The 26,322-nt window shown below is 66.9% G+C and carries 25 protein-coding genes; 15 read left to right on the top strand and 10 right to left on the bottom strand.

Annotated features, from left to right (window positions below; all coding sequences use genetic code 11):
• Window positions 1–2: 2 nt before the first annotated feature.
• The 3 genes from E8M84_RS15245 to E8M84_RS15235 all read left to right on the top strand — a co-directional run bounded on the left by E8M84_RS15245 (window position 3) and on the right by E8M84_RS15235 (window position 4,694).
• Window positions 3–1,625, top strand: a complete 1,623-nt coding sequence (locus tag E8M84_RS15245) for an ABC transporter ATP-binding protein (RefSeq protein WP_394347438.1) — start codon at window positions 3–5, stop codon at window positions 1,623–1,625.
• An 87-nt stretch (window positions 1,626–1,712) separates the two neighbouring features.
• The gene (locus E8M84_RS15240; RefSeq protein WP_137112072.1) at window positions 1,713–2,546 is read left to right on the top strand and encodes an alkaline phosphatase family protein; all 834 of its coding nucleotides are present in this window, start codon (window positions 1,713–1,715) and stop codon (window positions 2,544–2,546) included.
• Window positions 2,547–2,678: 132 nt separating this feature from the next.
• Entirely contained in the window at window positions 2,679–4,694 is a 2,016-nt protein-coding gene (locus E8M84_RS15235; protein WP_137112071.1) for a BTAD domain-containing putative transcriptional regulator, read from the top strand.
• 12 nt (window positions 4,695–4,706) lie between these two features.
• Here the strand turns inward: E8M84_RS15235 and E8M84_RS15230 are convergent, their stop codons facing one another.
• Window positions 4,707–5,084 (bottom strand): hypothetical protein, encoded by a 378-nt coding sequence (locus E8M84_RS15230; protein ID WP_137112070.1) that lies wholly within the window; start codon window positions 5,082–5,084, stop codon window positions 4,707–4,709.
• A 143-nt stretch (window positions 5,085–5,227) separates the two neighbouring features.
• Here E8M84_RS15230 and E8M84_RS15225 point away from each other — a divergent pair, with 143 nt between their 5' ends.
• The 3 genes from E8M84_RS15225 to E8M84_RS15215 all read left to right on the top strand — a co-directional run bounded on the left by E8M84_RS15225 (window position 5,228) and on the right by E8M84_RS15215 (window position 8,583).
• Window positions 5,228–6,286, top strand: a complete 1,059-nt coding sequence (locus E8M84_RS15225; RefSeq protein WP_137112069.1) for a YcaO-like family protein — start codon at window positions 5,228–5,230, stop codon at window positions 6,284–6,286.
• 10 nt (window positions 6,287–6,296) lie between these two features.
• Window positions 6,297–7,961 carry a peroxidase family protein gene (locus tag E8M84_RS15220; protein ID WP_137112068.1) on the top strand — a complete coding sequence of 555 codons (1,665 nt, stop codon included), beginning with the start codon at window positions 6,297–6,299 and terminating at the stop codon, window positions 7,959–7,961.
• A 148-nt stretch (window positions 7,962–8,109) separates the two neighbouring features.
• Window positions 8,110–8,583: a hypothetical protein gene (locus E8M84_RS15215; RefSeq protein ID WP_137112067.1), complete on the top strand. Its 474-nt coding sequence runs from the start codon at window positions 8,110–8,112 to the stop codon at window positions 8,581–8,583.
• On the opposite strand, the gene aroB is transcribed toward E8M84_RS15215, so the two are convergent.
• Window positions 8,584–9,699, bottom strand: coding sequence for a 3-dehydroquinate synthase (aroB, locus tag E8M84_RS15210; RefSeq protein WP_137112066.1), 1,116 nt, complete (start codon window positions 9,697–9,699; stop codon window positions 8,584–8,586).
• The gene (locus tag E8M84_RS15205) at window positions 9,696–10,262 is read right to left on the bottom strand and encodes a shikimate kinase (RefSeq protein WP_240790411.1); all 567 of its coding nucleotides are present in this window, start codon (window positions 10,260–10,262) and stop codon (window positions 9,696–9,698) included. Before E8M84_RS15205 ends, aroB begins: the two co-directional genes overlap by 4 nt.
• A 139-nt stretch (window positions 10,263–10,401) precedes the next feature.
• Between E8M84_RS15205 and E8M84_RS15200 the strand changes: the two genes are divergently transcribed.
• From E8M84_RS15200 to E8M84_RS15185, 4 genes are read left to right on the top strand one after another with little or no spacing between them, the layout of a single operon-like run.
• The gene (locus tag E8M84_RS15200; protein WP_137112065.1) at window positions 10,402–10,581 is read left to right on the top strand and encodes a hypothetical protein; all 180 of its coding nucleotides are present in this window, start codon (window positions 10,402–10,404) and stop codon (window positions 10,579–10,581) included.
• The gene (locus E8M84_RS15195; protein ID WP_137112064.1) at window positions 10,568–12,142 is read left to right on the top strand and encodes a hypothetical protein; all 1,575 of its coding nucleotides are present in this window, start codon (window positions 10,568–10,570) and stop codon (window positions 12,140–12,142) included. The genes E8M84_RS15200 and E8M84_RS15195 overlap by 14 nt, the downstream gene beginning before the upstream one ends.
• Before the next feature lie 3 nt (window positions 12,143–12,145).
• The gene (locus tag E8M84_RS15190; protein WP_137112063.1) at window positions 12,146–13,090 is read left to right on the top strand and encodes a site-specific tyrosine recombinase XerD; all 945 of its coding nucleotides are present in this window, start codon (window positions 12,146–12,148) and stop codon (window positions 13,088–13,090) included.
• Between the two features lie 16 nt (window positions 13,091–13,106).
• Window positions 13,107–14,411: an HlyC/CorC family transporter gene (locus E8M84_RS15185; protein ID WP_137112062.1), complete on the top strand. Its 1,305-nt coding sequence runs from the start codon at window positions 13,107–13,109 to the stop codon at window positions 14,409–14,411.
• On the opposite strand, the gene E8M84_RS15180 is transcribed toward E8M84_RS15185, so the two are convergent.
• Window positions 14,386–14,949, bottom strand: coding sequence for a flavodoxin domain-containing protein (locus E8M84_RS15180; RefSeq protein WP_137112061.1), 564 nt, complete (start codon window positions 14,947–14,949; stop codon window positions 14,386–14,388). The two genes, E8M84_RS15185 and E8M84_RS15180, sit on opposite strands and share 26 nt — an antisense overlap.
• A 68-nt stretch (window positions 14,950–15,017) precedes the next feature.
• Window positions 15,018–15,836: a gamma-glutamyl-gamma-aminobutyrate hydrolase family protein gene (locus tag E8M84_RS15175; protein WP_276607125.1), complete on the bottom strand. Its 819-nt coding sequence runs from the start codon at window positions 15,834–15,836 to the stop codon at window positions 15,018–15,020.
• A gap of 168 nt (window positions 15,837–16,004) precedes the next feature.
• On the opposite strand from E8M84_RS15175, the gene E8M84_RS15170 reads away from it, so the two are divergent.
• Both E8M84_RS15170 and denD read left to right on the top strand, forming a co-directional pair.
• On the top strand, window positions 16,005–16,373 hold the full coding sequence (locus E8M84_RS15170) for a DUF305 domain-containing protein (RefSeq protein WP_137112060.1): 369 nt from the start codon (window positions 16,005–16,007) through the stop codon (window positions 16,371–16,373).
• A 54-nt stretch (window positions 16,374–16,427) separates the two neighbouring features.
• Window positions 16,428–17,381: a D-erythronate dehydrogenase gene (denD, locus tag E8M84_RS15165; RefSeq protein WP_137112059.1), complete on the top strand. Its 954-nt coding sequence runs from the start codon at window positions 16,428–16,430 to the stop codon at window positions 17,379–17,381.
• 84 nt (window positions 17,382–17,465) lie between these two features.
• Here denD and E8M84_RS15160 read toward each other — a convergent pair whose 3' ends face one another.
• A complete protein-coding gene (locus E8M84_RS15160) occupies window positions 17,466–18,668 on the bottom strand; it encodes an alanine--glyoxylate aminotransferase family protein (protein ID WP_137112058.1) in 1,203 nt (400 codons plus the stop codon).
• A 125-nt stretch (window positions 18,669–18,793) separates the two neighbouring features.
• On the opposite strand from E8M84_RS15160, the gene E8M84_RS15155 reads away from it, so the two are divergent.
• From E8M84_RS15155 to E8M84_RS15145, 3 genes are all read left to right on the top strand, one after another.
• Entirely contained in the window at window positions 18,794–20,545 is a 1,752-nt protein-coding gene (locus tag E8M84_RS15155; RefSeq protein WP_276607124.1) for an ABC transporter ATP-binding protein, read from the top strand.
• Window positions 20,546–20,587: 42 nt separating this feature from the next.
• Window positions 20,588–21,352, top strand: a complete 765-nt coding sequence (locus E8M84_RS15150) for a folate-binding protein YgfZ (protein ID WP_137112768.1) — start codon at window positions 20,588–20,590, stop codon at window positions 21,350–21,352.
• 234 nt (window positions 21,353–21,586) lie between these two features.
• Window positions 21,587–21,913 (top strand): DUF6280 family protein, encoded by a 327-nt coding sequence (locus E8M84_RS15145; RefSeq protein ID WP_128514362.1) that lies wholly within the window; start codon window positions 21,587–21,589, stop codon window positions 21,911–21,913.
• A gap of 89 nt (window positions 21,914–22,002) precedes the next feature.
• On the opposite strand, the gene E8M84_RS15140 is transcribed toward E8M84_RS15145, so the two are convergent.
• From E8M84_RS15140 to E8M84_RS15125, 4 genes are all read right to left on the bottom strand, one after another.
• Window positions 22,003–23,013, bottom strand: coding sequence for a hypothetical protein (locus E8M84_RS15140; RefSeq protein ID WP_137112057.1), 1,011 nt, complete (start codon window positions 23,011–23,013; stop codon window positions 22,003–22,005).
• Between the two features lie 72 nt (window positions 23,014–23,085).
• Window positions 23,086–24,459 (bottom strand): TolC family outer membrane protein, encoded by a 1,374-nt coding sequence (locus E8M84_RS15135; protein ID WP_137112056.1) that lies wholly within the window; start codon window positions 24,457–24,459, stop codon window positions 23,086–23,088.
• A gap of 95 nt (window positions 24,460–24,554) precedes the next feature.
• Window positions 24,555–25,208, bottom strand: coding sequence for a protein-L-isoaspartate O-methyltransferase (locus tag E8M84_RS15130; protein WP_137112055.1), 654 nt, complete (start codon window positions 25,206–25,208; stop codon window positions 24,555–24,557).
• 116 nt (window positions 25,209–25,324) lie between these two features.
• Complete coding sequence (locus E8M84_RS15125) at window positions 25,325–26,251, bottom strand: hypothetical protein (protein ID WP_137112054.1); 927 nt, start codon at window positions 26,249–26,251, stop codon at window positions 25,325–25,327.
• Window positions 26,252–26,322 lie beyond the last annotated feature (71 nt).

Raw genomic sequence — 26,322 nt, 5'->3', positions numbered from 1 at the left:
CCATGCTGCTGATCAAGGGCCTGGTCATCGAGGCCACGTCCTACCCGCCCGGTGAGCCGCCAAAAGAGGTCACCCTGGTGCATGGCGTCGACCTGACGCTGCAGAAGGGCCGCGTTCTGGGGCTGATCGGGGAATCCGGCGCGGGGAAGTCCACCATCGGGCTTTCCGCCATGTCCTACGGGCGTGGCGGGGTGCGGCTGACGGGCGGGACGATCCACCTGAACGGCCGGGAAATCCGCCTGGCCTCGCCCAAGGCGCTGCGGGCCTTGCGGGGGCGCGAGGTGACCTATGTCTCGCAGTCTGCGGCGGCGAGTTTCAACCCGGCCCGGCAGATCATGGAGCAGGTGATCGAGACCTGCCTGAGCCATGGGTTGTGCAGCAAGTCCGAGGCCGAAAAGCGCGCGGTGGCACTGTTCAGGAAGCTGGGCCTGCCGAACCCCGAGACGATCGGCTCGCGCTATCCGCATCAGGTGTCGGGCGGGCAGTTGCAGCGCTGCATGACGGCTATGGCTTTGTGCCCGAAGCCGGACCTGGTGATCTTTGACGAACCCACGACCGCGCTGGATGTGACGACGCAGATCGACGTGCTGGCGGCGATCAAGGAGGCGATCCGGGATACCCAGGTGGCGGCGCTGTATATCACGCATGACCTGGCCGTGGTGGCTCAGGTCGCGGACGAGATCATGGTGCTGCGCCATGGCCGGATGGTGGAACTGGGCGAAACCGGGCAGATCATCCACCGTCCGACGCAGGACTACACCAAGGCGCTGGTTTCGGTCCGCAGTCTGGAGCACCACGAGAAGCCCCCCGCCCCGCCGGTCCTGCAGGTGCAGAACCTGACCGCGCGCTATCGGGGAACAAACTTCGACGTGCTGAAGAACGTGTCGGTCGATCTGCCGGTGGGCCAGACGCTTGCCGTTGTGGGGGAAAGCGGCTCGGGCAAGTCGACGCTGGCGCGGGCGATCACCGGGCTTTTGCCGCCCACATCGGGCCGCATCACCTTTGCCGGGCGGACGCTGTCGGCGGACCTTAAGGGCCGCACCAAGGACGACCTGCGCGAGATCCAGATGATCTACCAGATGGCCGACACGGCGATGAACCCGCGCCAGACGGTGGGGACGATCATCGGGCGGCCGCTGGAGTTCTACTTTGGCCTCAAGGGGGCCGAGCGGGACCGTCGGGTGCAGGAACTGCTGGACCAGATCGAGATGGGCAAGGGCTTTGCGGCCCGCTATCCGGCGGAACTGTCGGGGGGCCAGAAGCAGCGGGTCTGCATCGCCCGAGCGCTGGCCGCGAAGCCGAAGCTGATCATCTGCGACGAGGTGACCTCGGCGCTGGATCCCCTGGTTGCCGACGGCATCCTGAAGCTGCTTCTGAACCTGCAGGCCGAGGCGGGGGTGGCCTACCTGTTCATCACCCATGACCTGGCGACGGTGAAGGCGATTTCCGACAAGATCGCGGTGATGTTCAAGGGCGCGGTGGTGCGCTACGGGCAGAAGTCGGACGTGCTGACGCCGCCCTTCGACGATTACACGGACCTTCTGCTGTCCTCGGTGCCCGAGATGGAGCAGGGCTGGCTGGAGCAGGTGATCGCGCACCGGAAGATGGAGAGTGCGGGGAACTGAACCGCCGTTTGTCGTTGGACTTCGTCCCTCTTCGCCGAGGGCATTCCGACGAGAAGCCGAAGGCGCACGAGGAGGCGCGACCGGAAAATGACCAAGCTGCTGCTAATCATCCTGGACGGGGTGCCCTACCGCAACTGGCGGCGGCTGTTCGGCAACCTCGAAGGCTGGGTCGAACAGGGCGAGGCCCGCGTGCGCCGAATGCGGTCGGTGCTGCCCTCGACCTCGGCGTCCTGCTATGCCTCGATCCACACGGGCGTGCCGCCGCAGCAGCATCATATCTGGGACAACGCGGGCATCCGGCGGCTGGAGTTTCCGGACGTGTTCAGCGAGTTGACGAAGGCCGGCCGGAAGACCGGGGCGGTCACCCACAGCTACTGGTCCGAGTTCTTCAACCGCGCGCCCTTTGATGTGGTCCGCGACATCGAGTATGACGAGCCCGGGGGGCCGATCACCCATGGGCGGTTCCACACGATGCACGGTTACGGCCATGCGAACCAGATGACGCCGTCGGACTATGACCTCTTCGGCACGCTGACGCGGCTGTGCGAAGTGAAGGGGATCGACTACGGCATCCTGCACACCTGCACGCTGGACAGCATGGGGCACCGCTTCTTCCATGACTGCGAGGAAATGGACCACGCCTGCGGCCACCTGGACGCAATTCTGGCCCCGTTCATCCACCGCTGGCGGAACGCGGGCTACGAGGTGATCGTGACCGCCGACCACGGCCAGGACGCGCGGGGGCATCATGGCGGGACAGGCGAGGAGCAGCGGGACTTTGCGTTCTACTACTTCGGCACCAGCAGCCTGCCGCCCGAGGATCAGGTGCTGGACCAGCTGGCGCTGGCGCCGTCGATCCTGACCCGGATGGGCGTGCCGCTGCCCGCAACGATGACGGCGGCCCCGTTCCTGACCGCCTGACCTGCCCGTTCCCGGCCCTGACTGCTCATCCGATCGCCACAACCGGTGATTTACGGTGGACATCGCTACCCGCGTCTGTTGAAAGCCCGCGCGTCTATGTGCATCGTTAACGAAATCTGCTCAGAGGGCTGAATGTTCCGGTTTCAAGTCGATCTCCTTGGCTCCTGCCGGGTTGCACGCTGTGCGACCGGGGACGAGGTCGCCTTCCGGACCCGCAAGACGCGGCTTCTTCTGGGGCTGCTTCTCCTCAGCCCCGGCAGCCGGATGAACCGGGAACAGCTGGCCTCGCTGCTGTGGGACCCGGCGCCGGAGACGCTGGCCCGGTCAAGCCTGCGGCAGGCCCTGCGCGAGTTGAAGGACGTGCTGGGCCCCGAGGGCGAGGATGTCATCGATGCGGACCGGTTCACGGTGGGCCTGAAGGCCGCGGCCTTCGATCTGGACGTGCGGCGGTTCAAGGAGCTGCTGGTGACCGGGTCGCATGACCAGGCCGCGCTGATCGCCGCGGCAAACCTGTGGCAGGGAGAGTTGTTCGGCCCGGCCCAGCCCAGCGCGCCGGTGTTCGAGGCCTGGCTGCAGATCGAACGGTCGCAGTTGCGATCGGTGCTGACCACGGCGCTGACCGACCAGCTGGAGAAGCTGATCGCCCTGGGCACCTATGCCGACACGCGCATCGCCGAGGAACTGGTGCGCATCGAGCCGAGCCACGAACTGGCGCATCAGTTCATCATGCGGTTCCACGCCCAGCGGGGTGACCAGTCGGCAGCGTTGCGGCAATATGGGCTGTTGGAACAGGCGCTGGCCGAGGAACTGGACAGCGAGCCGAGCGAGGCCTCGAACGAGCTCTTGGTCGCGATCAAGAGCGGCGAGGTGTCGTTGCAGCGCGCGCCCGCGATGCCCGTGTCCCCTGCCCCGGCCCGGTCGCGCAACGGGCCGCCACGGATCACCATCCGCCCGCCGCTGACCCGCTATGTCGACGGCAGCAAGGACTATCTGGGCGAGGGCTTTGCCTTCCTGGCCAAGTCCTGCCTGTCGCGCTTTCGCTGCTGGATCGTGATCCCCTGGCCGTCCAGCGGGTTCGAGTCGGCGACGGCGGTGGACTTCACCGCCGTGGGCCAAGTGATCGACGCCGATTTCGCGGTGGACTGCGTGCTGGACTGGCGCACGGGGGACGGCAAGCTGTTCGTCACCCTCATCGACTGCCGCGACGGCAGCGAGGTGTGGTCCGCGCTGTATCCCGTGGGCGAGAACGAATTGCAGGAAGTCAGCTCCTCGGTCGCAGGTGCGGTGGCGGCGAACCTTGCCAGTCAGGTCAACCACATCACCTTGTTGCGCCATGCCCGCAGCACGCCCGGCAACCCGGTGGCCTATGATCTGTGGCTGAAGGGGCACCAGTTGTCGCGGCTGTGGACGGCCGAGGCCGATGCCGAGGCGGAGGCCATGTTCCTGAAGGCGATCGAGCTGGACCCCGGCCTTGCGGGCAGTCATGCAAGCCTGGCGCAGGTCCTGTGCAGCCGCAGCCTTGTCCGCCCGGGCTACCCGAATCGCAAGGCCGATTGCGCGGCGGCGTTCCGCCACGCGCGGGAAGCCATCGCGCTGGACCCCTATGATCCGCGCTGCCACATCAGCATGGCCTGGAACTGGCTGATCGCTAAATCGCCCGAGCGTGCGAACACGCATTTCCGGATGGCGGTCGACCTGAACCCGAACGATGCCGAGGCGCTGATCGCCGCGGCCTGCGGCCTGGCCTTCCTTGGGCATATCCAAGATGCCAAGGGTCTAGCGGAAAAGGCCGTCCAGATGAACCCGGTCTATCCCGAGTATTACACCGACTACCTGTCGGCCATCCAGTTTCTGGACGGCGATTACGAGGCCACGATCGAGACGGTCGAGAAGTGCTACGAGGGCTTTCCCGATCGCGCGGCGCTTGCCGCGGCCGCCTGGGCGCTGCAGGGCCATATCGAGAAGGCCGAAGCCACCTACCAGTATTTCACCACGTTGACGTCGTCGAAATGGGAAGGGCCGGGGCGCGCGGAAGACGTCGACCTGGAACGCTGGATCATGGAAGTGCTGCCGATCCACTGGCCCAAGGGCCAGCAGACCCTGCTGAAAGGCCTGCGGCTTGCCCGCCAGATGGCCGAGCAAGCCTGACGCAGCCGGACCCTAGCGGCATTTGCGCATGAAATACCGCGCGAGGATGACCTTGGAGCGCACCTTGTTCGTGGTGCCGTAGGGTTCTTCGTCCTTGACCGGATGGGTCTTCAGATCGCCCGCCCACGGCACTTTCACATGCATGCGGTTCGGGGTGTCGTAGACCGGCACGATCTCGATGCTGTCCGGGATCTCGCCATTCGGGCCTGCACCCGGGCCGTCATAGCGGTAGCCATTGTCGAACAGCCACTGCCTGGTGTTGTCGTTGAACTTCTTCCATTCGGAATTCGGCGTGTCCCGGAAGGCGCTTTTGGCGACCCGGGTGATCGCCTCACCAGTTGCCTCCTGGTCTGCCAATGCATCGCTCTTCAGCTTGAAGAACCCTACCATTCCTGTCTCCCTCCACCTTGCTGGGCTGTGTAAGATGTTGCCTTGTCCGACTATTCCGCCGGTTCGTGATGCCAGCGTGAAATGCGTGGGCCGGCTCTGATTCCGCGCTTGAACCCGAAGGCCATCCTGCCTTGAATGTGGGCATGAAGCAAAACCCGGGTGAAACGATTTCGCGGCTGTCGCGTGCGCTGGATCAGGATTTCCGGATTCTGCCGCTGGATGAACCGGATGCGCCGCTGTTCCTGGCGGTGGCCGTTCCACTGGACGAAGGCGTGACCGGTCTGAAGCCGCGGCTGCCGGCCGGGCGGGGCATGACTCTGGCTCAGGCAAAGCTGTCGGCGGGGGCAGAGGCGCTGGAGTTGCGGGCAAGTCTGGCGCAGCAGCATATGGCGGAACTGGCAGACAGGCCGCGCGCGGACGGGCTGGCCATGGTGCGGGCGACCGACATGGCAAGCGCCGAGGTTGTCGAGGTCCCGGCACAAAGCGTCTATCTCGACTGTGCGGCGGTTCTGGGCGAGCCGCTGCAGGAGGATGCCAATTCGACCGGCTGTGCGGTTGGCCCGGACCGGGACACCGCGATGCTGCGGGCGCTGTGGGAATGTGTCGAACGCGATGCGGTAGCGCTGTGGTGGCATGGCAACCGGCAGGGTGGCGCGGTTCAGACCGAGATCATCGACGCGCATCAGCCACGGCTGTTCTGGTGGCTGCACCAGCGAAGCCGCGTGACGCGGCTGATCGAGATCACCACGGACATCGGGCTGCCGGTTGTGGTGGCGGTGGCGGCCGATCCGGATGGGCGGCAGGTCGCGGTGGGCTCGGCCGCGCGGCCGGTGCTGGCAGATGCGGCGCTGGCTGCGGTGACCGAGATGGTGCAGACCGAAGTCAGCCTCGACCATGCCCGCGCGGCAGAGGACCCGGAAGCGGCGGCATGGCTCGCCGAGGCGTCGCTGCTGACGCAGTCGCAGTTCCAGCCGGGGCCGCCCCGCTTTGCCGACCCGATGGCCCTGCCCGCACTTCTGGCCCGGTTGGCCGATCTGGGGCACCGGGCGCTGGCGGTGGACCTGACATTGCCGAACGATCCCTTGCCCACAATGCGGGTTCTGGTCCCCGGTCTTTGCGGGATGCGGGAGCGCACCGACTTCCCGCGCTTCGCGCGTCTCTGCCCGGGGCAGCCCAGGTTGAACCTGCCCGAACCCTTCTAGCGAGGCCGCCATGCCGCCGATCACCAGCCCGCACAGCCTTTTCGGCGCCGATCCGACCGCCGCACCCCTGGCCGAGAGCGCAGGGGAATCGCAGTCGGGCTATTGCTTTCTTTACCCCGACCTGGCGCAGCGCGAGGATGTCGGCTGCTTCACGGGGCGTCCGGCTGCGCTCAGCTTCAAGCACCTGCAGGCATTCGAAGCGGCCAGCCGCGGGCCGCTGAGCGCGCCGCAGGTCCTGCCGATGCGGCTGCCGGCGGTCTATACCTACTTCGGCCAGTTCGTGAACCACGATATCTCGGCCCCGGTGGGGGATGTGGTGACGCCGGCCTCGCCGCCCGAGGGGGTGGGGGTCATCACCGACACTTCGCCTCCGGGGCTGGATCGGTCAGACCGGGCGGCGCCCGAGGTGATCCTTGGCAGTTTCCTGAACGAACAGGCGAATCCGCTGGCGCTGGACAGCCTGTACGGCGATGGGGGGCCGGACAGCACGGACCCGGATATCCGGGCGCTGTATGCCCCGGACCGCAAGCGGTTCAGGCTGGGCTTGACCCGGGTCGAGGACCCGCAGGTCTTTGTCAACAAAAGGAAAAACCCCGCGCGCGTCATCCATGCGACTGGCGCGCCGGACATCCTGCGAAAGGATGGCAAGCCGCTGATCGCCGATCACCGCAACGATGAGAACCTGATCATCAGCCAGCTGCATCTGGCGCTGATGCTGTTTCACAACAAGGCCGTAGCGGCGCTGGAGCCGAAGTTCCCTGACGCGGCGAAATGCTTTGCCGAGGCGCGGCATCTGGTGACGTTGCACTATCACTGGCTGATCCTGAACGACTTCCTGCCCAAGCTTCTGTCGCCCAAGGCGCTGCAGACACCCCTGGCCCAGCGTCCACAAAAGCTGCCCGCGGCGCGGACGGTGCCGCTGGAGTTCACCACGGCGGCCTTCCGCTTTGGCCATTCGATGGTCGGCGCGGCCTACGATTTCAACGCGAATTTCGGGCGTGGCGGGCGGGTCGAACGGGACGGCGCCAGCCTGATCGAGCTGTTCACCTTCACCACGCACCGCAACATGGGCCATCCGGACAAGCCGACGCTGCAACTGCCGGACCACTGGGTGATCGACTGGGAGCGGATAACCCGCGCGCCGCGCCCCACGCCGGGGCCGGGCGGGGCGGAACGGATCGACCTGACCTTTGCGCCGGACATGCTGAATGTGATGGGAAGCTCGGATATCGCGGTGCACGGGTCGATCCTGTTCCGCAACCTGATGCGCGGTTTCCAGCGCCGGATCGCCTTCGGGCAGGAGCTTGCCAAGGCTTGCGGGCTGGATGCGATGAAACCAGAGGAAGTGCGCGCGGCCCTGCCCGACGTGAACCCGGCGCGACCCGGGGAGAAGTCGCTGCGCGAGATCGCCGAACAGATGGACATGCTGACGCAGACCCCGGCCTGGCTGTATTTCCTGTGCGAGGCGCGGCATTTCGAACAGGGTGAAAGACTAGGCCCGGTGGCCAGCGACATCATCGCCGACACTTTCGTCGGGCTTCTGCGCCACATGCCGCAGTCGATCCTGAACCATGCGGGGGGCAGCTGGCATCCCCGGAAAAGCCCGCTGCGATCTGCGGGCGGGCGGTCGCTGACCTCGATCCGGGCGCTGCTGAAATGTGCTGTGGCCAAATAGGCGGCCTCCGGTTCCGGTGACGCAATCGTCAGGGGCATTGGGCTGGACAGGCGGGCGATTTCATTTCATAGACCCAGCGTCGGACAAGGCACGCAGCCCTGGCCCGGCTGCTTGAGCCCGTGACGTCCCTGCAGAGACACCGCCGCCCATGACCCGCGAACCGACCACTTCCCTTTCACGCCGCAGCCTGGCGCTGGTGTTGATCCTGCCGCTGGCGGCCTGCGCGGCCAGCACGAGTTCGATGCAGCTTTACCCGCTGCAGGGCGAGATTGCGGATGCCGATCCGACCCTGGTGATCCGCGCCGTGGCAAAGAACACCAACAGCACCTCGGGCACCCTGTCGTTCCGGCTGCCCAAGCGCGGCAAGTGCACGGGCACCTGGAGCTCGCTGACCCCGCGCAAGGTGTCGAATTCGCAAGGGCTGGCGCTGACCTGGAAAAAGACCGGCGGCGAGGTCGGGTCCGAGCGTGAGACGGTGGCGGGCGTCAACAACGGCGAGATCTACGCGGTCTGCGATGACGGCACCCGGGTGCAGGGCACCTTCGTGATCGGGTCGGGCACGGCCAGCGGCACGGGTCAGGCGTCCGACACCAACGGCAACGTCTACAAGCTGTTGTTCTGATCAGCGCGGACGGCGGCGGAAGGCCTCGTCCAGCACCGCCTTGACGGCGTCACCCGGCACGTCCTCTGCCACGAAGGCCTGACCGATCCCGCGCGCAAGGATGAAGCGCAGGCGGCCGTCGATCACCTTCTTGTCCTGCCCCATCAGCGCGATCAGCGCGTCTGACCCCGGCAGGTCGCCCGGAATGTCGGCAAGATCGACCTTCATCCCCATGTCGGCCAGATGCGCGCGGACCCGGCTGGGGTCTTCCTGACTGCACAGCCCAAGCCGGGCTGAGAGTTCAAAAGCCAAAGCGCAGCCGATGGCGACACCCTCGCCGTGCAACAGGCGGTCGGAATATCCGGTCGCCTTTTCAAGCGCATGGCAGAAGGTGTGACCAAGATTCAGAAGCGCGCGTTCGCCTTCCTCTGTTTCGTCACGGGAAACGATCCCGGCCTTCATCTCGACCGAGCGGGTCACCGCGCGCAGACGGGCGGCGGCGTCGCCAGCCCGCAGCGCGGGGCCGTCGCGCTCCAGCCAGTCGAAGAAGGCGGCGTCACCAAGGAGGCCGTATTTGACCACTTCGCCATAGCCCGACAGAAGGTCGCGGTCGGGCAAGGTGGCAAGGACGTCGATATCGGCCAGCACCAGGGCTGGCTGGTGGAAGGCACCGACCAGGTTCTTGCCCTGCGCGGTGTTGATCCCGGTCTTGCCGCCGACCGAGCTGTCAACCTGGGCCAGAAGCGAGGTAGGAAGCTGCACGAAGCGCACGCCCCGGCGCAGGATGGCCGAGGAAAAGCCCACCAGATCGCCGATCACTCCACCGCCGAGCGCCAAAACGACGTCGCGGCGTTCGACCTTCTGTTCCAGCAGCCATTCCGTGCAGCGGGCGAGGTTCTCCCAGTTCTTCGTGCCCTCACCCGGCGGCAGGGCCAGGGAGGAGACTGCGATCCCCTCAGCCTCAAGTGCGGCGGTCAGGGCGGGCAGATGCAGCGTGGCCACGGATTCGTCGGTCACCACCGCCACACGCTTGCGGCGCAGAAGCGGGGTGATCTCGGCCCCGGCGCGCGCGATCAGGCCGGGGCCGATCCGGACTTCGTAGGACCGGTCGCCAAGAACGACTGCAACTGTGTTCACGCTGTTCCCCCAAGTACGTCGGGCCGCGCCTTCAGCGCTTCGCGGACCCGTGCGGCCATGTCCTCGACCGACAGATCCGCCTGGCTTTCGACGATGATATCGGCTTGCGCATAGAACGGCTGGCGCTTGTCGTAGAGTTCGCGCAGCGTCTCGCGCGGGTTCGCGGTGCGCAGAAGCGGCCGCGTCGACTTGTGCCGCACGCGCTGCCACAGAAGGTCAAGGTCGGCCCGGAGCCAGACCGAAACGCCGACGTCGTGGATCAGATTGCGATTCGTCTCGGACAGGAAGGCGCCGCCGCCAGTGGACAGCACGCACGGGGTGCCGCGCAGCAGGCGGCCGATCACCTCGGTCTCGCGGGCGCGGAAGAAAGGCTCGCCGTCGCGTTCGAAGATCTCGGCGATCGCGCGGTTGGCGGCGCGGACGATCTCTTCGTCGCTGTCGCGGAACTCGACGCCCAACTGCCGGGCAAGTGCGGTGCCGACGGCAGTCTTGCCCGCCCCCATCATCCCCACCAGCACCACGGTCTTCGCCAGCCTCGCCATGACCCCCCGGTCCCGCCGCATCGCCCTTCCCGGGCAAGGACTTGCCGACGGGAAATCTTTCCCCCTCAATGGCGTGAACTCTTGCCGAATGCTATATACATTCGCAACGAAACCCGCAGGGGCGCCCGATCGGGCGGCTTCACGCGGCAAGAATCGTCGGGTGGATGAAGCCACACGGCAGAAGTCGAGGAAGGGCTATACCATGGGTCGGATCATCAAGGCCTTGCTGTTGCTGGTGATTCTGGGCTTCGTTGGCCTGACCGTCTATGCCTATCTGGGCGACCTGACCCCGGTGCAGGGCGAGGTCACGAAGCCAGTGGTGTTGAATGCGGGCGAGTAAGGCCAGTGTCCTGTCGCTGATCCTGGCCGCCAGTGGGTCCGCCCTGCCGGTCGCAGCGCAAGAGACGGGCGCGGGGACTGGCCCGCTTTCTGCCATCGACTGGCTGTCGCAATCGGTTGCCACCCCGGCGACGGCAGGCACCACGTCCCGGGCCATAGACGAGCCGCCCGTTGCCGAGGCGGGGCGCGCGCTGCCGGCAACAGTCACGACCTCATCGCTGGACGGGCCATCGCCGGACGGGGTGGGGCTGATCCCGGTGGCGGTCTCGGGCCTGCCGCGCGATCTGTGGGGCGCGGGTCTGACGCGCGAGATCGCCGAGGCGTTGGTGAAGCATCCCGATGAGGACCTGCCCGCCCTGCGCCAGCTGTTCCTGACGGTGCTCTTGGCCGAGGTCGCGGCTCCGGTCGATGCCGGGGGCCGGGGTGAGTTGCTTCTGGTGCGGATCGACAAGCTTCTGGCGCTGGGGGCGCTGGAACAGGCGGCGGCGCTGATCGAGGCGGCAGGGGAGACGTCGCCCGAGCTGTTCCGGCGCGCCTTCGACGTGGCGCTTTTGACGGGGGCCGAGGAACGGGCCTGCCAGTCGATGGCAAGCGAGCCGCATCTGGCGCCAACCGTGCCCGCGCGCATCTTCTGTCTGGCGCGGTCGGGCGACTGGGACACGGCGGCGCTGACGATCCGGACCTCGCAGGCGCTTGGCCAGATCAGCACGGATCAGGAGGCGCTGTTGTCGCGCTTTCTGGACCCCGACCTGTACGAGGGCGAGCCGGTCCCCCCTGCCCCGAACCCGGTCACGCCGCTGGACTGGATGATCTATTCCGCGATTGGCGAACCCCTGCCGACCGAGGGCCTGCCGATTGCGTTTTCCTATGCCGAGATCAGCCCCCGGTCGGGCTGGAAGGCGCGGATCGAGGCGGCGGAGCGGCTGACCAGGGCGGGGACGATCCCGCCGAACGTGATCCTGGGCCTCTATACCGAGCATGACCCTGCGGCCTCGGGCGGGGTGTGGGACCGGGTAGCGGCCTTCCAGGCCTTCGAGGCGGCGATCACGGCGAAGGATGCGGCGCGAGTGGCGGCCACGCTGCCTGCCGTCTGGGCAAAGATGCAGGAGGTGGAGCTGGAAGTGCCCTTCGCCATCCTGTTCAGCAAGGCGCTGATCGAGCTGCCGCTGGAGGGCGAGGCAGCCGACATCGCCTTCCGCGTCGGGCTTCTGTCGCCCTATGCCGAAACCGTGGCGAACCGGGCGCAGCCAGCCTCGGCCGAAGACGCGTTCCTGACGGCGATTGCGCTTGGCAAGGCGGCCTCGGCCCTGCCGCCCGACAGCCTGGCGCGGGCGATTTCTGCCGCGTTCCGGGCCCCGGCGGTGTCGGCCGAGGCGCAGGCGCTGCTGGACGGCAACCGCAAGGGCGAGGCGATCATCGCCGCCATGGACGACATCGGTCGGGGTGTGCAGGGCGATCTGCGGGGGGTGACCGAGGGGCTGTCGCTGCTGCGGCTGGCCGGTCAGGAAAGCGTGGCGCGGCGCACGGCGCTGGAACTGATGATCCTGGAACGGCGGGGCTAGCCCATGCCCGAGCCTGAGGCGAGCCGGTGGATCTCGACCTTTCTTGACGCAAGGGCGGCCGATCTGGGCGCGGCGCGGAACACGCAGCTGGCCTATGGGCGCGACCTTGTGGATTTCGCCGACTGGCTGGCGCGGCGCGGGGGCAACCTGGCGACGGCGGACCGCGCATTGGTCGAGGACTATCTGGTCCACTGCGATGCCCAGGGACTGTCCAAGGCAACCCGGGCGCGGCGGCTGTCCTCGATCCGGCAATTGTTCCGCTTTGCGTTCGAGGAAGGCTGGCGTGGCGACAATCCGGCGCTGCGGCTGACCGGACCGGGCAAGGCGCAGGGCCTGCCGAAAACCCTGAGCGAAGCCGAAGTCACCCGGCTGATGGAGGCCGCCCGGACCCGGGGGCGCAGCCAGGGCGACCGGCTGCGGGACACGGCGCTGTTCGAACTGCTTTATGCGACGGGCCTGCGGGTCAGCGAACTGGTCGGCCTGCCGGTGGCCGCGGTGCGGGGCGATCCGCGGATGATCCTGGTGCGCGGCAAGGGCGACAAGGAGCGGATGGTGCCGCTGTCCACCCCGGCGCGCGCGGCGTTGGCCTCCTGGCTGGCCCACCGGGACGCCGACGAGGAGGCCGGGCGCAAGGCGGGGCGGGTGCCGTCACGCTTTCTGTTTCCCGGCGACGGGCGCGAGGGGCATCTGACGCGGCAGTATTTCCACAGCCTGGTCAAGGACGTGGCAGTTCTGGCGGGCCTGTCACCTTCGCGGGTCACGCCGCATGTCCTGCGCCACGCCTTTGCGACCCATCTTCTGGCGCATGGGGCCGATCTGCGGGTGATCCAGACGCTTTTGGGGCACGCCGATGTTGCCACGACCGAGATTTACACGCATGTGCTGGATGACCACTTGAAGGACCTTGTCCTGACCAAACACCCGCTGGCCCGCAAGGGTCAGGCCTGAACACCATAAGGACCCCATGCCCGACGCCTCGCTTGACACTGCATTCTGGCTGACCTGCGCTGCCATTGTGGCGCTTCTGGTGATGTCGGCCTTCTTTTCCGGTTCCGAGACAGCGCTGACGGCGGCGTCGCGCGGGAAGCTTAAGGCGCAGGCGGACAAGGGGTCGATCGGGGCGAAGGCCGCGATGAAGGTGACCGAGGACCGGGAGCGGATGATTGGCGCGCTGCTGCTGGGCAACAACATCGTCAACATCCTGTCGGCCTCGCTGGCCACTGCTCTTTTGACCCGGCTGTTCGGCGACAGCGGGGTGGCGCTGGCCACGCTGGCAATGACGGCGCTGGTGCTGGTGTTCGGTGAGGTGATGCCGAAGACAGTGGCCATCACCTTCCCGGAGCCGGTCGCGACCAAGGTTGCCCCTCTGATCCGGTTTCTGATCATTCTGTTTTCGCCCATCGTGACCGTGGTGCGGGCGCTGGTGCGCGGCATCCTGCGGCTTTTCGGGCTGAAGGCCGACGAAGGCAGCGCGATGCTGGCGCTGCGCGAGGAGATTGCCGGGGCCATCGCGCTTGGCCATTCCGAAGGCGCGGTGGAGAAAGCGGACCGTGACCGCCTGCTTGGCGCGCTGGACCTGTCGCATCGCACGGTCGACGAGATCATGCGCCACCGCCGCCAGGTCGAGATGATCGACGCCGACCTGCCGCCGGGAGAGATCATCACCCGGGTTCTTGCCTCGCCCCACACGCGTCTGCCGATCTACCGCGAAAGCGACGACAATATCCTGGGCGTTGTCCATGCCAAGGACCTGCTGCGTGAGGTCGACCGGCTGGTGAGGGGGGAAGACGGATCGGTCCAGGGGATCGAGGCGCTGGACATCGTCAAGGTGGCGATGAAGCCCTATTTCATCCCCGACACGACCAGCCTTGACGAACAAATGCGCGAATTCCTGGCGCGGCGGACACACTTTGCCCTGGTCGTCGACGAATACGGCGCGCTGCAGGGGCTGATCACGCTGGAGGACATCCTTGAGGAGATCGTCGGCGACATCACCGATGAATTCGACGTGGTGCAGAAGGATTCGGGCCTGACGATGACCGAGGACGGCGCCTATCTGATCGACGGGGCGATGACGATCCGCGACCTGAACCGTGCGACCGACTGGCGGCTGCCGGACGACGAGGCGAACACCATTGCGGGCCTAGTGATCCACGAGGCGCAGATGATCCCGAACGAGGGCCAGGTGTTCAGTTTCCACGGCTTCCGCTTTACCGTGATCGCCAAGCGCGAGAACCGCATCGTCAAGCTGAAGCTGCGCCCGCTTTGACCCTGGGGGTGAGGCCTGCGACCCAACCGTCCAGCGTCTGACCCAGCGCTGCCCAGTCGGTGTATTCCTTGTCGCGGCCGGGCTCGACCGGTTCCCCCTTCTGATCCGCGATCCGGCGCATCGCCCAGGCACGGAAGAAATCGTATTCGGTAAAACGGAAGGCGCCGACGACATGTTCGACGCGACCGGGCGTCCAGCCGGTGTCGGCCTCGAACCCGGCAAGGCATTTGCGCAATCCCGCCCAGTCGTCAGGGTCCTGCCCGGCGGCCGACAGCGAGACGGCCAGGAACAGCGTCGGCATCAGCGCAAGGTCGATACGGGCTGCGGTGGCAAAGCGGGCGAGGGATTTCTGGTAACCCCCGGCGTGCAGGGACCCCGCCAGGATCGCGGCATCGAAGCGCGACAGGTCCAGCCCCTCGGCATCCTCGACGTTCAGAAGTTCCACCGCGTGACCCTGCCCCGCCAACCGGTCCGCGGCAAAGCGGGCGATCTTGCGGGTCTGGCCATCGGTCGTGGCATAGGCGATGAGCAGATACATCGTGGCCTCCTTTTGCGAAGGCCCTCTCTTACACCTTGCGGGACCCTCCCGCCCTGATCCGTGTCAAATCAGGCCGACCGCGCCATCGCGGCGGGGCGCTTGCCCGAGGCCCAGGCGGCGACCGCAGTGCCGAAGGCCTGGAACAGCGGGCGCGAGACCGGGTCGTTGCCTGCGTTCCATTCCGGATGCCATTGCACGGACAGGGTAAAACCTGGCGCGTCCTTGACATAGGTCGCCTCGGGCGTGCCGTCGGGGGCATGACCATCGACGACGATGCTGCCCGCCGGACGGGCGATGCCCTGCCCGTGCAGCGTGTTGGTCATCACCTCGCGCGCGCCCATCAGGCGGTGGAAAACCCCGCCCTCGGTGAAGGTCACCGTGTGGCGCAGGGCAAAGCATTCCTCAAGCGTGCCGTCGGGCGGCATACGGTGGTTCATCCGGCCCGGAAGCTCGCGGATTTCGGGGTGGAGCGTGCCGCCGAGGGCCACGTTCACCTCCTGAAAGCCGCGGCAGATGCCGAGGAAGGGCTGGCCCCGGTCTACACAGGCGCGGATCAGGGGCAGCGTGATCGCATCGCGGCCCCGGTCGAAGGCGCCGTGGGCGGGGGTTTCCTCCTCGCCGTATTCGCTGGGATGGACGTTCGGGCGGCCCCCGGTCAGAAGGAAGCCGTCGCAAAGGTCCAGGAGTTCGCCCACACCGACATAGCGCGGGTCCGAGGGGATGATCAGCGGCAGGCAGCCTGCGACCTCGGCCACGGCGGCCGTGTTCATCGTCCCGGCGGAATGCGCCGGATAGCTGCCGTTGAGCATGTAGCTGTTGCCGATGATCCCGACGACAGGCCTGCACCCCTTGCGCTTCACCTCAAGCACCGCATCCTTGGTTCCCACTTTGACAAGGATACTCTTTGACCCGGGCAGCGGAAAGGGGGGCAAGGCGCACAGATCGCCTGAGGTCGTGCACAGCTGCGGCACAATCGCGCTTCACGGCGAAATGAGTTTCCTTCCCATGCGGGAAGGTCGGAAAAGAGGCGAAAGAGGAATGGAAGGAGATCCAACATGCTGAAACCGATGACCTTGGCCCTGGCCCTTGTTGCCGCCGCCGCTGGCGTTGCCGCCGTTGCGCAAGATACGACAACCGGCCACGAGGGCCACACGATGATGGGCGACATGGGCCCGGCGTCGATGGCTTTCATGGACGCCAACACGCGGATGCATGAACAGATGGCGATCGAATACACCGGCAATGCCGATGTCGACTTCATCAAGGGCATGATCCCGCACCATCAGGGCGCGGTCGAGATGGCGCAGATCGTGCTGGAGCATGGCACGGACCCCGAGGTCCGCAAGCTGGCCGAGGGGATCATCGCGGCACAAGAGGCCGAGATCAAATGGATGGAGGAGTGGCTGGCCAAGAACGGCGGCTGATCCGCTTGGCTTTGGGCGGCTGATATGGTCCCCTGCCGGGAAACGGAGGGGACCATGCATATCCTGATCCTGGGCGCGGCGGGCATGCTGGGCCGCAAACTGACGGCGGCGATCACCGGCGGCGCCCTGCCCTTTTCGCGGCTGACGCTGGCCGACTTGGTGGCCCCGCCCGATGTGCCCGGTGCCAGCTCAGTTGCGGTGAATCTTGCCGATCCCGGCGCAGCCGAACTTCTGCTGCAGGACCGTCCGGACCTGATCTTCCATCTGGCCGCCATCGTCTCGGGCGAGGCGGAGGCGGACCTTGCCAAGGGCTATGCGGTCAACCTTGACGCGTCACGCGCCTTGTTCGACGCCATCGCCGCCCGGCAAGGTTACTGCCCCCGGCTGGTCTTCGCCTCGTCGCTGGCGGTGTTCGGCGCACCGTTCCCGAAGGTCATCCCGGATGATTTCCACCTGACCCCGCGCACGAGTTACGGCACGCAAAAGGCAATGACCGAGCTTCTCTTGTCCGACTATTCGCGCCGGGGGCTGCTGGACGGGGTAGCACTTCGCCTGCCGACGATCTGCATCCGGCCGGGCAAGCCGAACCGGGCGGCCTCGGGCTTCTATTCCTCGATCCTGCGCGAGCCGCTGAACGGGTTGCCCGCCATCCTGCCGGTCCGCGATACCTTGCGCCACTGGTTCGCCAGCCCCCGCGCTGCCACCGGGTTCTTCCTGCGCGCGGCTACGCTGGACACCGGCAAACTTGGCCCTAGCCGCGCGCTGTCGATGCCCGGCCTGTCGGCCAGCATTGCCGAGATGATCGAGGCTCTGCGTCGCGTCGCCGGACAAGGGGCGGTCGACCTGATCCGCCGCGAACCCGACCCGGTGATCCAGGCCATCGTCGAACCCTGGGCCGAGGCCTGCGAGGCCACGACGGCCCGCGCCTTGGGCTTTGCAGCAGAATCCAGCTTTGACGAGATCATCGGAGTCTATCTGAAAGACGACTTTCCGACGCGCAGCATCTGAGTCAAATTGTCTTTCTCTTCTCAAAATATCCCACCGGAGGTCCGGAGGGTGTGAAACCCTCCGGGGTCTGCCAAGGGTGCGCGGTCAGGCGTTTGCGGCGATGATCCGGGCCGCGTTTGCCAGTGCGCCCGGCCCATGCGGGATGTCCAGCGCGACCAGTCCAGCCTCCATCACCGCCAGCGCGCCCAGGGTCATGTGGGCGTTGACGTGTCCCATGTGGCCCACCCGCAGGAAGCCGTGGTAGGCCGGGTCGGTCGAGGGCGCCATGCCAAGGCCGATGCCCAGGGTAAGGCCCGCCTTCGTCTCGCACCACTGCCGCAGGCGCGTGGCATTGGGGGCACCCAGACGGGCGGCGGTGACCGACCAGCCGCGATTCACGGGGTCGGCGACGTTCATCGCAATGGCCGGGTTTCCCGCGCCCCAGGCGTCGAACGCCGCCCAGACCGCGCTGGCAAGCGTCTGGTGCCGCTTCCAGACCTGCGGCAGGCCTTCTTCGTGGATCATGTCCAGCGCCTCGCGCAGGCCGTAGAGGTGGCTTGTGGGCGCGGTGCCGTCCCAGATCTGCCAGAACTCCTCCGGCTCGGCGCGCGGACCCCAGGCCCAGTAGGGTGTGGCAAGGTCGGTCCTGCCGCAGCGCTGGCGGGCGGCTTCCGAGAACCAGACAAAGGCGAGGCCCGGCGGGGTCATCAACCCCTTCTGGCAGGCGGCGACCATCACATCGACGCCCCAGTCGTCCATGCGGAATTCGTCACAGCCCAGCGAGGCGATGCAGTCCACCGCCAGAAGCGCGGGATGGCCTGCCGCGTCGATGGCCTTGCGCAGGGTCGGGATGTCGGTCTTGATCGAGCTTGCTGTATCGACATGCGTCGTCAGCACCGCCTTGATCTTGTGACCGGTATCGGCGCGCAGCGCGGCCTCGACCCTTTCCATGTCGGCGGGCGATGACTTGCCGAAATCCAGCACCTCGACCTCGATCCCCATCGCGCGGGCCGAGTTGGCCCAGGAGAGGCCGAATTGCCCCACGGCCAGCACCAGAGCCTTGTCGCCCCGGTTGAATAGGTTCGCGTTCGCCGCCTCCCACCCGGCATGGCCGTTGCCGATATACAGCGCCACATGCCCCGTGGTCCCGGCGACCATCCGAAGGTCGGGCATCAGGCTGGCCACCATCTCGATCAGCGGGCCTTCGTAGATGTTGGGCGATCCGCGGTGCATCGCCTGCAGCACGCGGTCGGGGATCACCGAGGGTCCGGGAATGGCCAGATAGGGGCGACCGGCGGCAAGGCTCATCTGTTTCTCCAAAAGCTGTCCGCCATGGCTAGGCCCGCCCGCCGTCAGCGTCAACCGGCCCGGCTTGAGACGGCGGCGCTTTCCGGATAAACCCCGGGCCTGATCCCAAGGCAAGGCAGGCGGTTTTGCAGCCCACGCGCGACTATCCGACAAAAGACCTGCTGCGTCGCTTCTGGCACCGTTACCTGCGGCCGCATCTTCCGGCGCTTCTGCTTGCGACGCTGGTCATGGTCATCGAAGGGTCGACGCTGGGGCTTCTGTCCTACATGCTGGAGCCTCTGTTCGACGAGGTCTTCAAGCCGGGCGGATCGGCAGGGCTGGTCTGGGTCGGCGGCGCGATCCTGGCGCTGTTTCTTGTCCGCGCGGTGACCTCGATCATCGGGCGCAGGATCACGGCGCAGGTCAACCTGCAGTCGGCAGGACGCATGCAGTCCGATCTTGTGCGGCATCTTCTGACACTTGATGCAAGCTTTTTCCAGGCCAACCCGCCCGGCACGCTGATCGAGCGCGTCCAGGGCGATACGCTTTCGGCGGCGACCGCGACCATCGCGGTCTTCGGCGGGGTCGCGCGGGACCTGGTGTCGCTGGTCGGCCTCTTCGTCGTTGCCCTGATGATCGACCCGGTCTGGACGGCGGCGGCGCTGATCGGGGCACCGCTTCTGTTGCTGCCGGCCTTTGTCCTGCGACGCTATCTCTATCGCAAGGTGATGCTCAGCCGGCAGCAGGCAGGGTTGCGGGCCACGCGGCTGGACGAGATTTTCCACGGCATCCAGGCGGTCAAGCTGAACCGGATGGAGGCCTACCAGAGCCAGCGGTTCCAGCGCATCGTCGACACCATCGTGCGCGCCGAAGTGAAGGCCGCCACGGCGCGCGCGGCAATGCCTGCGCTGGTGGATGTGATCACCGGCATCGGCTTTTTCGCCGTCCTGATGCTGGGCGGTGCGGAAGTGGCCGCCGGGGATCGCACCATCGGGGAATTCATGTCCTTCTTTACCGCCATGGCGCTGACCTTCCAGCCGATACGGCGGCTGAGCGATCTGGCCGGGCTCTGGCAGGTCGCGAAGGCCAGTCTGGCGCGCATCTACACGCTGTTCGATACCGAAAGCACCAGCACCCGCCCGGCGCAAAGCCGTGCTGTCCCTTCACCCGGCGCGCCGGAGATCCGGTTCGAGAACGTCAGCTTCACCTACCCCGACCGCCCCGTCCTTGACGGGCTGACCTTCACTGCCGAGGCCGGGAAGGTCACCGCACTGGTGGGCAGTTCTGGGGCGGGGAAAACCACCGTGTTCCAGCTGATTTCCGCCCTGATCGAGCCGCAGGCGGGCCGCATCCTGATCGGCGGGGTTGATGCGCAGGAGATGAGCCTTTTCGACCAGCGCGCGCTTCTCGCCTCGGTCTCGCAGGATTCGGCCCTGTTCGATGAGACGCTGCGCGAAAACCTGCTTCTGGGACGGACCGGGATCGGCCCCGACCGGCTGGACAAGGTGCTGGCGGACGCCGAAGTCACCGGCTTCACCGAGGCGATGCCGCAGGGCCTTGATACCCCGGCCGGAACGCGCGGGTCGGCCCTGTCGGGCGGCCAGCGCCAGCGGATCGCCATCGCCCGGGCGCTCTTGGCCGATGCGCCGGTCCTGCTTCTGGACGAGGCGACCTCGGCGCTGGATACCCGGACCGAGGCTGCCGTGTCTGAGGCTCTGGCGCGCGCGCAGTCGGGCCGGACGACGCTGGTGATCGCGCACCGGCTGTCGACGGTGAAGGGGGCGGACAAGATCATCGTCCTCGACCGCGGCCGCCTGATCGAGGAAGGCACCCACGACAGCCTGATGGCACTGCAGGGGGCCTATGCCCGGCTGCAAGAGGCACAACTGCGTGACTGACCCTTCCCCCCTTCGGCACTGCACCCTATCCTGCCGCGCATGATGACCGGAGAGACCGCCCCCGACCGCACCGTGCTTGGCCTGACCGGCAAGGATGCCCTGACCTTCCTGCAGGGTCTGGTGTCAAATGACTTGCGGCCGCTTGAGACGGCGTCCGGCATCGTCTGGGCCGCGCTGCTGACGCCGCAGGGCAAGTATCTGGCGGATTTCTTCGTGGTCCGGCTGCCGGACGACCGGCTCTTGATCGACATCGCTACACGGCTGGCGGGAGACACGCTGCGCCGCCTGACGATGTACCGCCTGCGCGCCGATGTGCAGATCGCCCCGACCGGCCTGCATGTCCTGCGCGGGCTGGGCCAGCCCCCCGAAGGCGCCCTGCCCGACCCGCGCCATCCCGCGCTTGGCTGGCGGGCCTGGTCCGAGACACCCGGCACCGATCCGTCGATCGACTGGGATGCGATCCGGGTCGCGAACCTGATCCCGGAAAGCGGCGTCGAACTGATCCCGGACGACAGCTATATCCTGGAACAGGGGTTCGAGCGGCTGCACGGCGTCGACTTCCGCAAGGGCTGCTATGTCGGCCAGGAGGTCACGGCGCGGATGAAGCACAAGACCGAACTGCGCAAGGGGCTGGTCCGGGTGGTGGTGGAAGGCGCAGCACCGGTCGGGACCGAGATTCTGGACAGCGCGGGCAAGCCCGTCGGCACACTTTTTACGCAAAGCGGTGGAACCGGATTGGCGCAGCTGCGTTTCGAGCGGGCTGTGGGCGTTCTGCAGGCCGGTCACGCCCGGCTTCGGATGGCTTAGGCGCGCAGCGCGCGGATGCCCAAGAATATCTTAACCAAAGGTTGAAATCCTTCCGCCCGCTCCTAAATCTCGTCTCTGCCCCCGGCTGCGACCGACTATATCCTGATCTGTTCTGCATAAGCCATGCACGCAGCGCATGGCAGTCATTCCAAACCGGTAACCCCCGAATCGTCTTCAAACCGCTACAAACCCCGGACGCCCGGAAAGACAAGAGCAAGAATAAAGGAAAACATCATGCGTGACACCATCGACAGCACCGCCTTCAACTTCGAGCAGGGCCAACGTGCACGCAAACTTTTTGCCGCCGTCGTTCTGGCGGCTTTGGACGATGCCATCGCCGACGACAAGAAGTATGGCAACGGCCCGGACCAGATCGCCCGCTGGGCGCGGTCGCGCGATGGGCGCGAGGTTCTGTCCTGCGCCGGGATCGACCCGAACGAGCGGGTGGTCAAGGGCCTGATGGAATTCGTCGCCAAGGGCGTGCGGACCTCGGTCGCGCTGTCGCGCGAGGAATCCGAACGCCGCCACGCGCTGGAACTGGAACAGGCTGAAGCCGCCTGATCCGGCGGACAGCCACAATGACCGCGCGCCCCATCGGGGCGCGTTTTCATTTCCGGGGATCAAGGAAGCAAGCGGCGGGACGCCCGGGCCTAGTCCAGGTCGCGGGCCATCAGGGCGCGGTTGATCTCGGCCCGGACCAGCTTGCGGACATTGCGGGTGATGCGCTCGCCCAACTCTCCCTGCAGTTCGGCGCGCAGGGTCTGGCGCACGATCTCGTGCAGGGCGGCTTCGTCCAGCACAGCCAGGGCCATCCCATCAGCATCGACAAACTCGGTCGCCACGGTTCCGACCGACGCCTCTACCGAAGCCGCTGTATGAGGCGTGGCGGCCGGTTCCTGCGGCGTGTCGACCGTCAGCGAGACAATCTCGGCCTCGGCGTCGGCCTTCGGGGTTTCCATCACCTCGCCCGCCGCCAGCCGCGCGGCAAGATGCTCGGCCCGACGGCGCAGGGGCACAAAGGGGATCGGCTCGTCATCGCCAAGGTCGCTGCCAGCCTGGGCCCAGGGTTCCGCAGGATCGTCCATCACGTCCCCGCTGGGCATCGCGTCATCCGGCGCGGGTCCAGTCAGCACCTCGGCCTCTTCGGCGGCAAGGGCTGCCTCGCCCAGAGACACGGTCGCGGGCTCGACCCAGATCTCGTCTTCCCATTCCACTTCCGGCTCTTCGGCAACGGCCTCGGCCAGATCGGCGGCAAGCTCGGGGTCGACACCGGGCAGGACGACATCGTCGGGATCGGCATCCGGGTCGCTGTCGGCGGCCACATACAGCAGGGTCGTGCCCTCGTCATCCTCGGCCGGCGTTTCGGCCAGACTGTCGGCCTCAGTGGCAGGTTCGACGGGCGCCTCCGCAGGCGCTTCCGTGACATCGGACGCCCGCGCCTCTTGCAGCGAGGCGTCAAGCATCAGCGGGGCCAGCGGGCTGGTTTCCGGCATCACCCGCTGCGCCGGGGTCAGGAGCAGCCGTTCGGAATTCAGGTCGCGGCTCAGCGTGCGGGGGCGTTGTTCGTTCGACACAAGCCGACGCACCGAGGAAACGACATCCTCAATCTCTTCCGAGCTTAGGGGTCCGGCCATCGAGAAGATCCGCTCGCCTGCGCGCATTGCGGCCTCAACTTAGCGCCACAAACCCCGGAATAGCAACACTAATCACGGATTCCCGTGACAGATGTGGCTTCAGTTCCCGATCTTTTCCAGAATCCGGTCAAGCTTCTTGCCCTGTGCACTGTGCGAGGGCGCTTTCTCGACGGCGCCGAAATAGGCTTCGGGATCATAGGTCGGAATACCCAGTTGCAGGTGGTCGACCGTCAAAAGACCCATGGTCGCCAGCACCTGATAGACCGCCACATAGCGCTGCGCTTCGGCCTCAAGCCGGGCGTTGCGGGCATCGAGAAGCTCCTGTTCGGCGTCCAGCACGTCAAGCGTGGTGCGGGTTCCGGCGGCGGCCTCTTCGCGGACACCGTCAAAGGCCGCCTGCGCGGCACGGATCTGCAGGTCCGACGCCTCGATCGACGCGGCAGCCACGGCAAGGTTCGCCCATGCGACGCCCACGTTCTGCAGGATGCCGACTGCGGTCTGCCGCAATCCGGCCCGCGCTGCATCCTTGCCTGCCAACGCCTGCCGTTGCAGGGCTGACAGCCGACCCCCGGCGTAAAGTGTCTGGTTCAGCGTCAACCCGTAGGACTGCGCCTGCTGGTCTTCGTCGTCGGTGCGCAGTGTCGCCCCCAGCCCCAAGGTCGGCTTGCGGTTCGCGTTCGCCAGTTCGACCTGCAGGTCGGCAATCGTCACCTGATGCTGGGCCTGCTTCAGCAGCGGATGGGTCGCCCGCGCGACAGATTGCGCCTCTTCCTGGGTGCGCGGCAGGGCCGGAGCGCGCGGCAGCGCGGCCAGGGAATGCGGGTAGGCCCCGGTCGCAGCCTTGTAGGCCTCGCGCGCGATCATCAGCTGCCCCTCGGCCGAGGCCAGCGCGGCGCGCGACGCAGCCAGGCGCGCTTCGGCGATGGACACGTCGGTGCGGGTGATCTCGCCCACGTCAAAGCGGTCCCGCGCGGCGCGCAGTTCCTGGGTGATCAGGCGCAGGTTGCTTTGCCGAAGCGCCACGACCTCTTGCGCCAGGCGCACGTCGACATAGGCGCCGACAGCCGCGAGCAGCACGTTCTGTTCGACATCGATCAGGGCCTGGCGCGTGGCAAGCACGCTTTCCTTCGCGATCTCGATCCCGATGCGACGGCGGCCAAAGTCGAGAAGCGTCAGATCGGCGCTCAGCGTCAGCGAGGCCGACAGGCCCTCGGACACGCTGGGGCCGAAAATCGTGGTGATATCGGCGCGCTGCCATTGGCCCGACAAGGTATAGGACACGACCGGACGCAACGAGGACACCGCGACAGCCACATCCTCATCAGCGGCGCGCAGCACCGCGCGGTTCTGATCCAGCAGGTTCGAGTTCTTGTAGGCCGCGATCAGGGCATCCGCCAAGGTCTCGGATCGGGCCGTCGGCGCGGCCACCACGCCCGCCAGAGCCACGACTGCCGACAGAAGCCATGCACGCATCTTGATTGCCTTCCAAGGGCCCGCACATCCGGCGCAGGCGTTACGAACAGGGTCCGGACGGCTTGGGGCCGGGCCGGACAGGGCCCACTCGGGCCTTACAACACGAAACTGCGCTTGGCCTGAAAGCCCGGCAGGACCGGCGCCGAGGCGTTGAACACCGGGCGCCAGGACACGCGGCCTTCGGTCTTGTAGCCGATCCGGGCGGTTCCAACGGCGCCTTCCATGAAGACGGCGCCGATCCGGCCGCCGTCCTTCAGTTGCGAAAGGATCGTCTCGGGCATGGTTTCCACGCCGCCCTCGACGGTGATCACGTCATAGGGCGCGCATTTGGCCGAGCCTTCGGTCAGCTTGCCAGCAATCACCACCGCGTTGTCGACGCCCTCTTCGGACAGAAGCCGCTGCGCCTCGGCGGCAAGGGCCTCGTCCTCTTCGACGGCGACCACGGTTTCGCCCAACCGCGCGATGACGGCGGCCGAATAGCCCAGCCCGCAGCCGACATCCAGAACCAGCTCACCCGGCTGAATATCCAGCGCGTCCAGCAGCTTGGCCAGCGTCCGCGCCTCAAGCACGACACGCCCGGGGGCCAGCGGCAGGTTCTCACCCATGTAGGCGGCCTCGCGCTTGTCTTCGGGCACGAAGGTCTCGCGCGGGACAGTCAGCATGGCATCGATGATCGGGAACTTGGTCACGTCCGAGGGGCGGACCTGCGTATCCACCATCATCACGCGTCGGGTGGCGAATTCGCTCATTCTGAACTCATCGGTCTGATTGGCTGTTGCCGTGAGTCTTGCCACAGTTACCGGGTTGCCGCAACCGGCCTTCGGTGCATTTTCATGGGCTTGGAACCGGCAGTAGAGGCCAGTTTTCAGGGGACTGCCGCCAGGTCCGGCGACCAGCCGACTGCCTGGTCGCCGAGATCGCGAAACGGCGCCGAAACCTGCGTCAGGCGGCCGCGCCATTCACCCAGCGGCTCTTGCCCCGCGGTGATCCGCAGGAAGGCCTGCCACAGACAGGCGAGTGTGAGGGGCTGGATCAGCGCGGCACGCAGGGCCAGCGCGGCAAGACCGGCGGCGATGGCACCTGCGGTGGGCCCGGCGGCGGGCCACAGCGCGGCAAGACCGACAAACGGCGGCAGCAGCAGCAGGAAGAGTGTCAGCGTCAACAGCCAACCCACACCGTTGATCCGCCCCGCCGTCCCCAGAAGGTCGCGGGCGTTCTGGGTGGACATGACCAGACCGTCATGCGCGGCTTCCCATGCGTTTTCCGGCCGCGCGCGGTAGGCATGGGCCAGCACGGCCTGGGTCACCAGCCCCCCGCTTGCCAGCCGCCCCAGAAGCGGCATCGACATCAGCGGTCCGACACCCTCGGCCACTGCGGGGACCTTGCCCGCGACACCGCGGACGAAGCGGTGGATCGCCCAAAGCTGGCTGGAGGAGCCGAACCGGGCAGCGACCGCACTGCGCGCATGGGCAATCTGCCCCTGCCCCATCGGCACCCGCACCCCGTCCACGAGGTCAACGACAAGCGCCAGAAGCTGTGACCGCAGCATCTGCAACCGGGCCCGACCCCAGATGGCCAGCGCCACCGCCGCCAGCAGAAACGCGGCCGACCCGCCCAGGACCGCATCCGCCGTCCCGCCCACGAGCTGAAAGCGGATGCCGATCCAGGCCCCAAGACCGATCGCGATCCCCAGTACAAGCGCGACAAGGCCGAACATGACAAGGCGGACCACCATAAGCGGCGCAAGCCTGCCCCAGACAGCCAGGGCCTTCAGAAGGCTGAAATTCCACATGCAAGCAGTCCAGTATTTTTTCCCAGAGTGGCCGCGCCAAGCTGCCAAGACAAGCCATCAGGATGGAAACA

It is taken from the genome of Rhodobacter sp. SY28-1, from assembly GCF_005222785.1.
Lineage (GTDB): Bacteria > Pseudomonadota > Alphaproteobacteria > Rhodobacterales > Rhodobacteraceae > Tabrizicola.
The sequence above is the reverse complement of the archived record's forward strand: the minus strand, read 5'-3'. Positions and strand labels throughout refer to the sequence as shown.

Excerpts from the sequence above, each read along its gene's own strand:
- E8M84_RS15160 (WP_137112058.1), bottom strand. The coding sequence starts at position 18,668 with ATGAGCCTTGCCGCCGGTCGCCCCTATCTGGCCATTCCCGGACCCTCG.
- E8M84_RS15195 (WP_137112064.1), top strand. The coding sequence starts at position 10,568 with ATGCGGGCGAGTAAGGCCAGTGTCCTGTCGCTGATCCTGGCCGCCAGT.
- E8M84_RS15180 (WP_137112061.1), bottom strand. The coding sequence starts at position 14,949 with ATGTATCTGCTCATCGCCTATGCCACGACCGATGGCCAGACCCGCAAG.
- E8M84_RS15235 (WP_137112071.1), top strand. The coding sequence starts at position 2,679 with ATGTTCCGGTTTCAAGTCGATCTCCTTGGCTCCTGCCGGGTTGCACGC.
- denD (WP_137112059.1), top strand. The coding sequence starts at position 16,428 with ATGCATATCCTGATCCTGGGCGCGGCGGGCATGCTGGGCCGCAAACTG.
- E8M84_RS15190 (WP_137112063.1), top strand. The coding sequence starts at position 12,146 with ATGCCCGAGCCTGAGGCGAGCCGGTGGATCTCGACCTTTCTTGACGCA.
- E8M84_RS15215 (WP_137112067.1), top strand. The coding sequence starts at position 8,110 with ATGACCCGCGAACCGACCACTTCCCTTTCACGCCGCAGCCTGGCGCTG.
- E8M84_RS15125 (WP_137112054.1), bottom strand. The coding sequence starts at position 26,251 with ATGTGGAATTTCAGCCTTCTGAAGGCCCTGGCTGTCTGGGGCAGGCTT.
- E8M84_RS15140 (WP_137112057.1), bottom strand. The coding sequence starts at position 23,013 with ATGCGCGCAGGCGAGCGGATCTTCTCGATGGCCGGACCCCTAAGCTCG.
- E8M84_RS15230 (WP_137112070.1), bottom strand. The coding sequence starts at position 5,084 with ATGGTAGGGTTCTTCAAGCTGAAGAGCGATGCATTGGCAGACCAGGAG.
- E8M84_RS15205 (WP_240790411.1), bottom strand. The coding sequence starts at position 10,262 with ATGCGGCGGGACCGGGGGGTCATGGCGAGGCTGGCGAAGACCGTGGTG.
- E8M84_RS15225 (WP_137112069.1), top strand. The coding sequence starts at position 5,228 with ATGAAGCAAAACCCGGGTGAAACGATTTCGCGGCTGTCGCGTGCGCTG.
- E8M84_RS15245 (WP_394347438.1), top strand. The coding sequence starts at position 3 with ATGCTGCTGATCAAGGGCCTGGTCATCGAGGCCACGTCCTACCCGCCC.
- E8M84_RS15170 (WP_137112060.1), top strand. The coding sequence starts at position 16,005 with ATGCTGAAACCGATGACCTTGGCCCTGGCCCTTGTTGCCGCCGCCGCT.
- E8M84_RS15240 (WP_137112072.1), top strand. The coding sequence starts at position 1,713 with ATGACCAAGCTGCTGCTAATCATCCTGGACGGGGTGCCCTACCGCAAC.
- E8M84_RS15220 (WP_137112068.1), top strand. The coding sequence starts at position 6,297 with ATGCCGCCGATCACCAGCCCGCACAGCCTTTTCGGCGCCGATCCGACC.
- E8M84_RS15185 (WP_137112062.1), top strand. The coding sequence starts at position 13,107 with ATGCCCGACGCCTCGCTTGACACTGCATTCTGGCTGACCTGCGCTGCC.
- E8M84_RS15130 (WP_137112055.1), bottom strand. The coding sequence starts at position 25,208 with ATGAGCGAATTCGCCACCCGACGCGTGATGATGGTGGATACGCAGGTC.
- E8M84_RS15150 (WP_137112768.1), top strand. The coding sequence starts at position 20,588 with ATGACCGGAGAGACCGCCCCCGACCGCACCGTGCTTGGCCTGACCGGC.
- E8M84_RS15145 (WP_128514362.1), top strand. The coding sequence starts at position 21,587 with ATGCGTGACACCATCGACAGCACCGCCTTCAACTTCGAGCAGGGCCAA.
- E8M84_RS15135 (WP_137112056.1), bottom strand. The coding sequence starts at position 24,459 with ATGCGTGCATGGCTTCTGTCGGCAGTCGTGGCTCTGGCGGGCGTGGTG.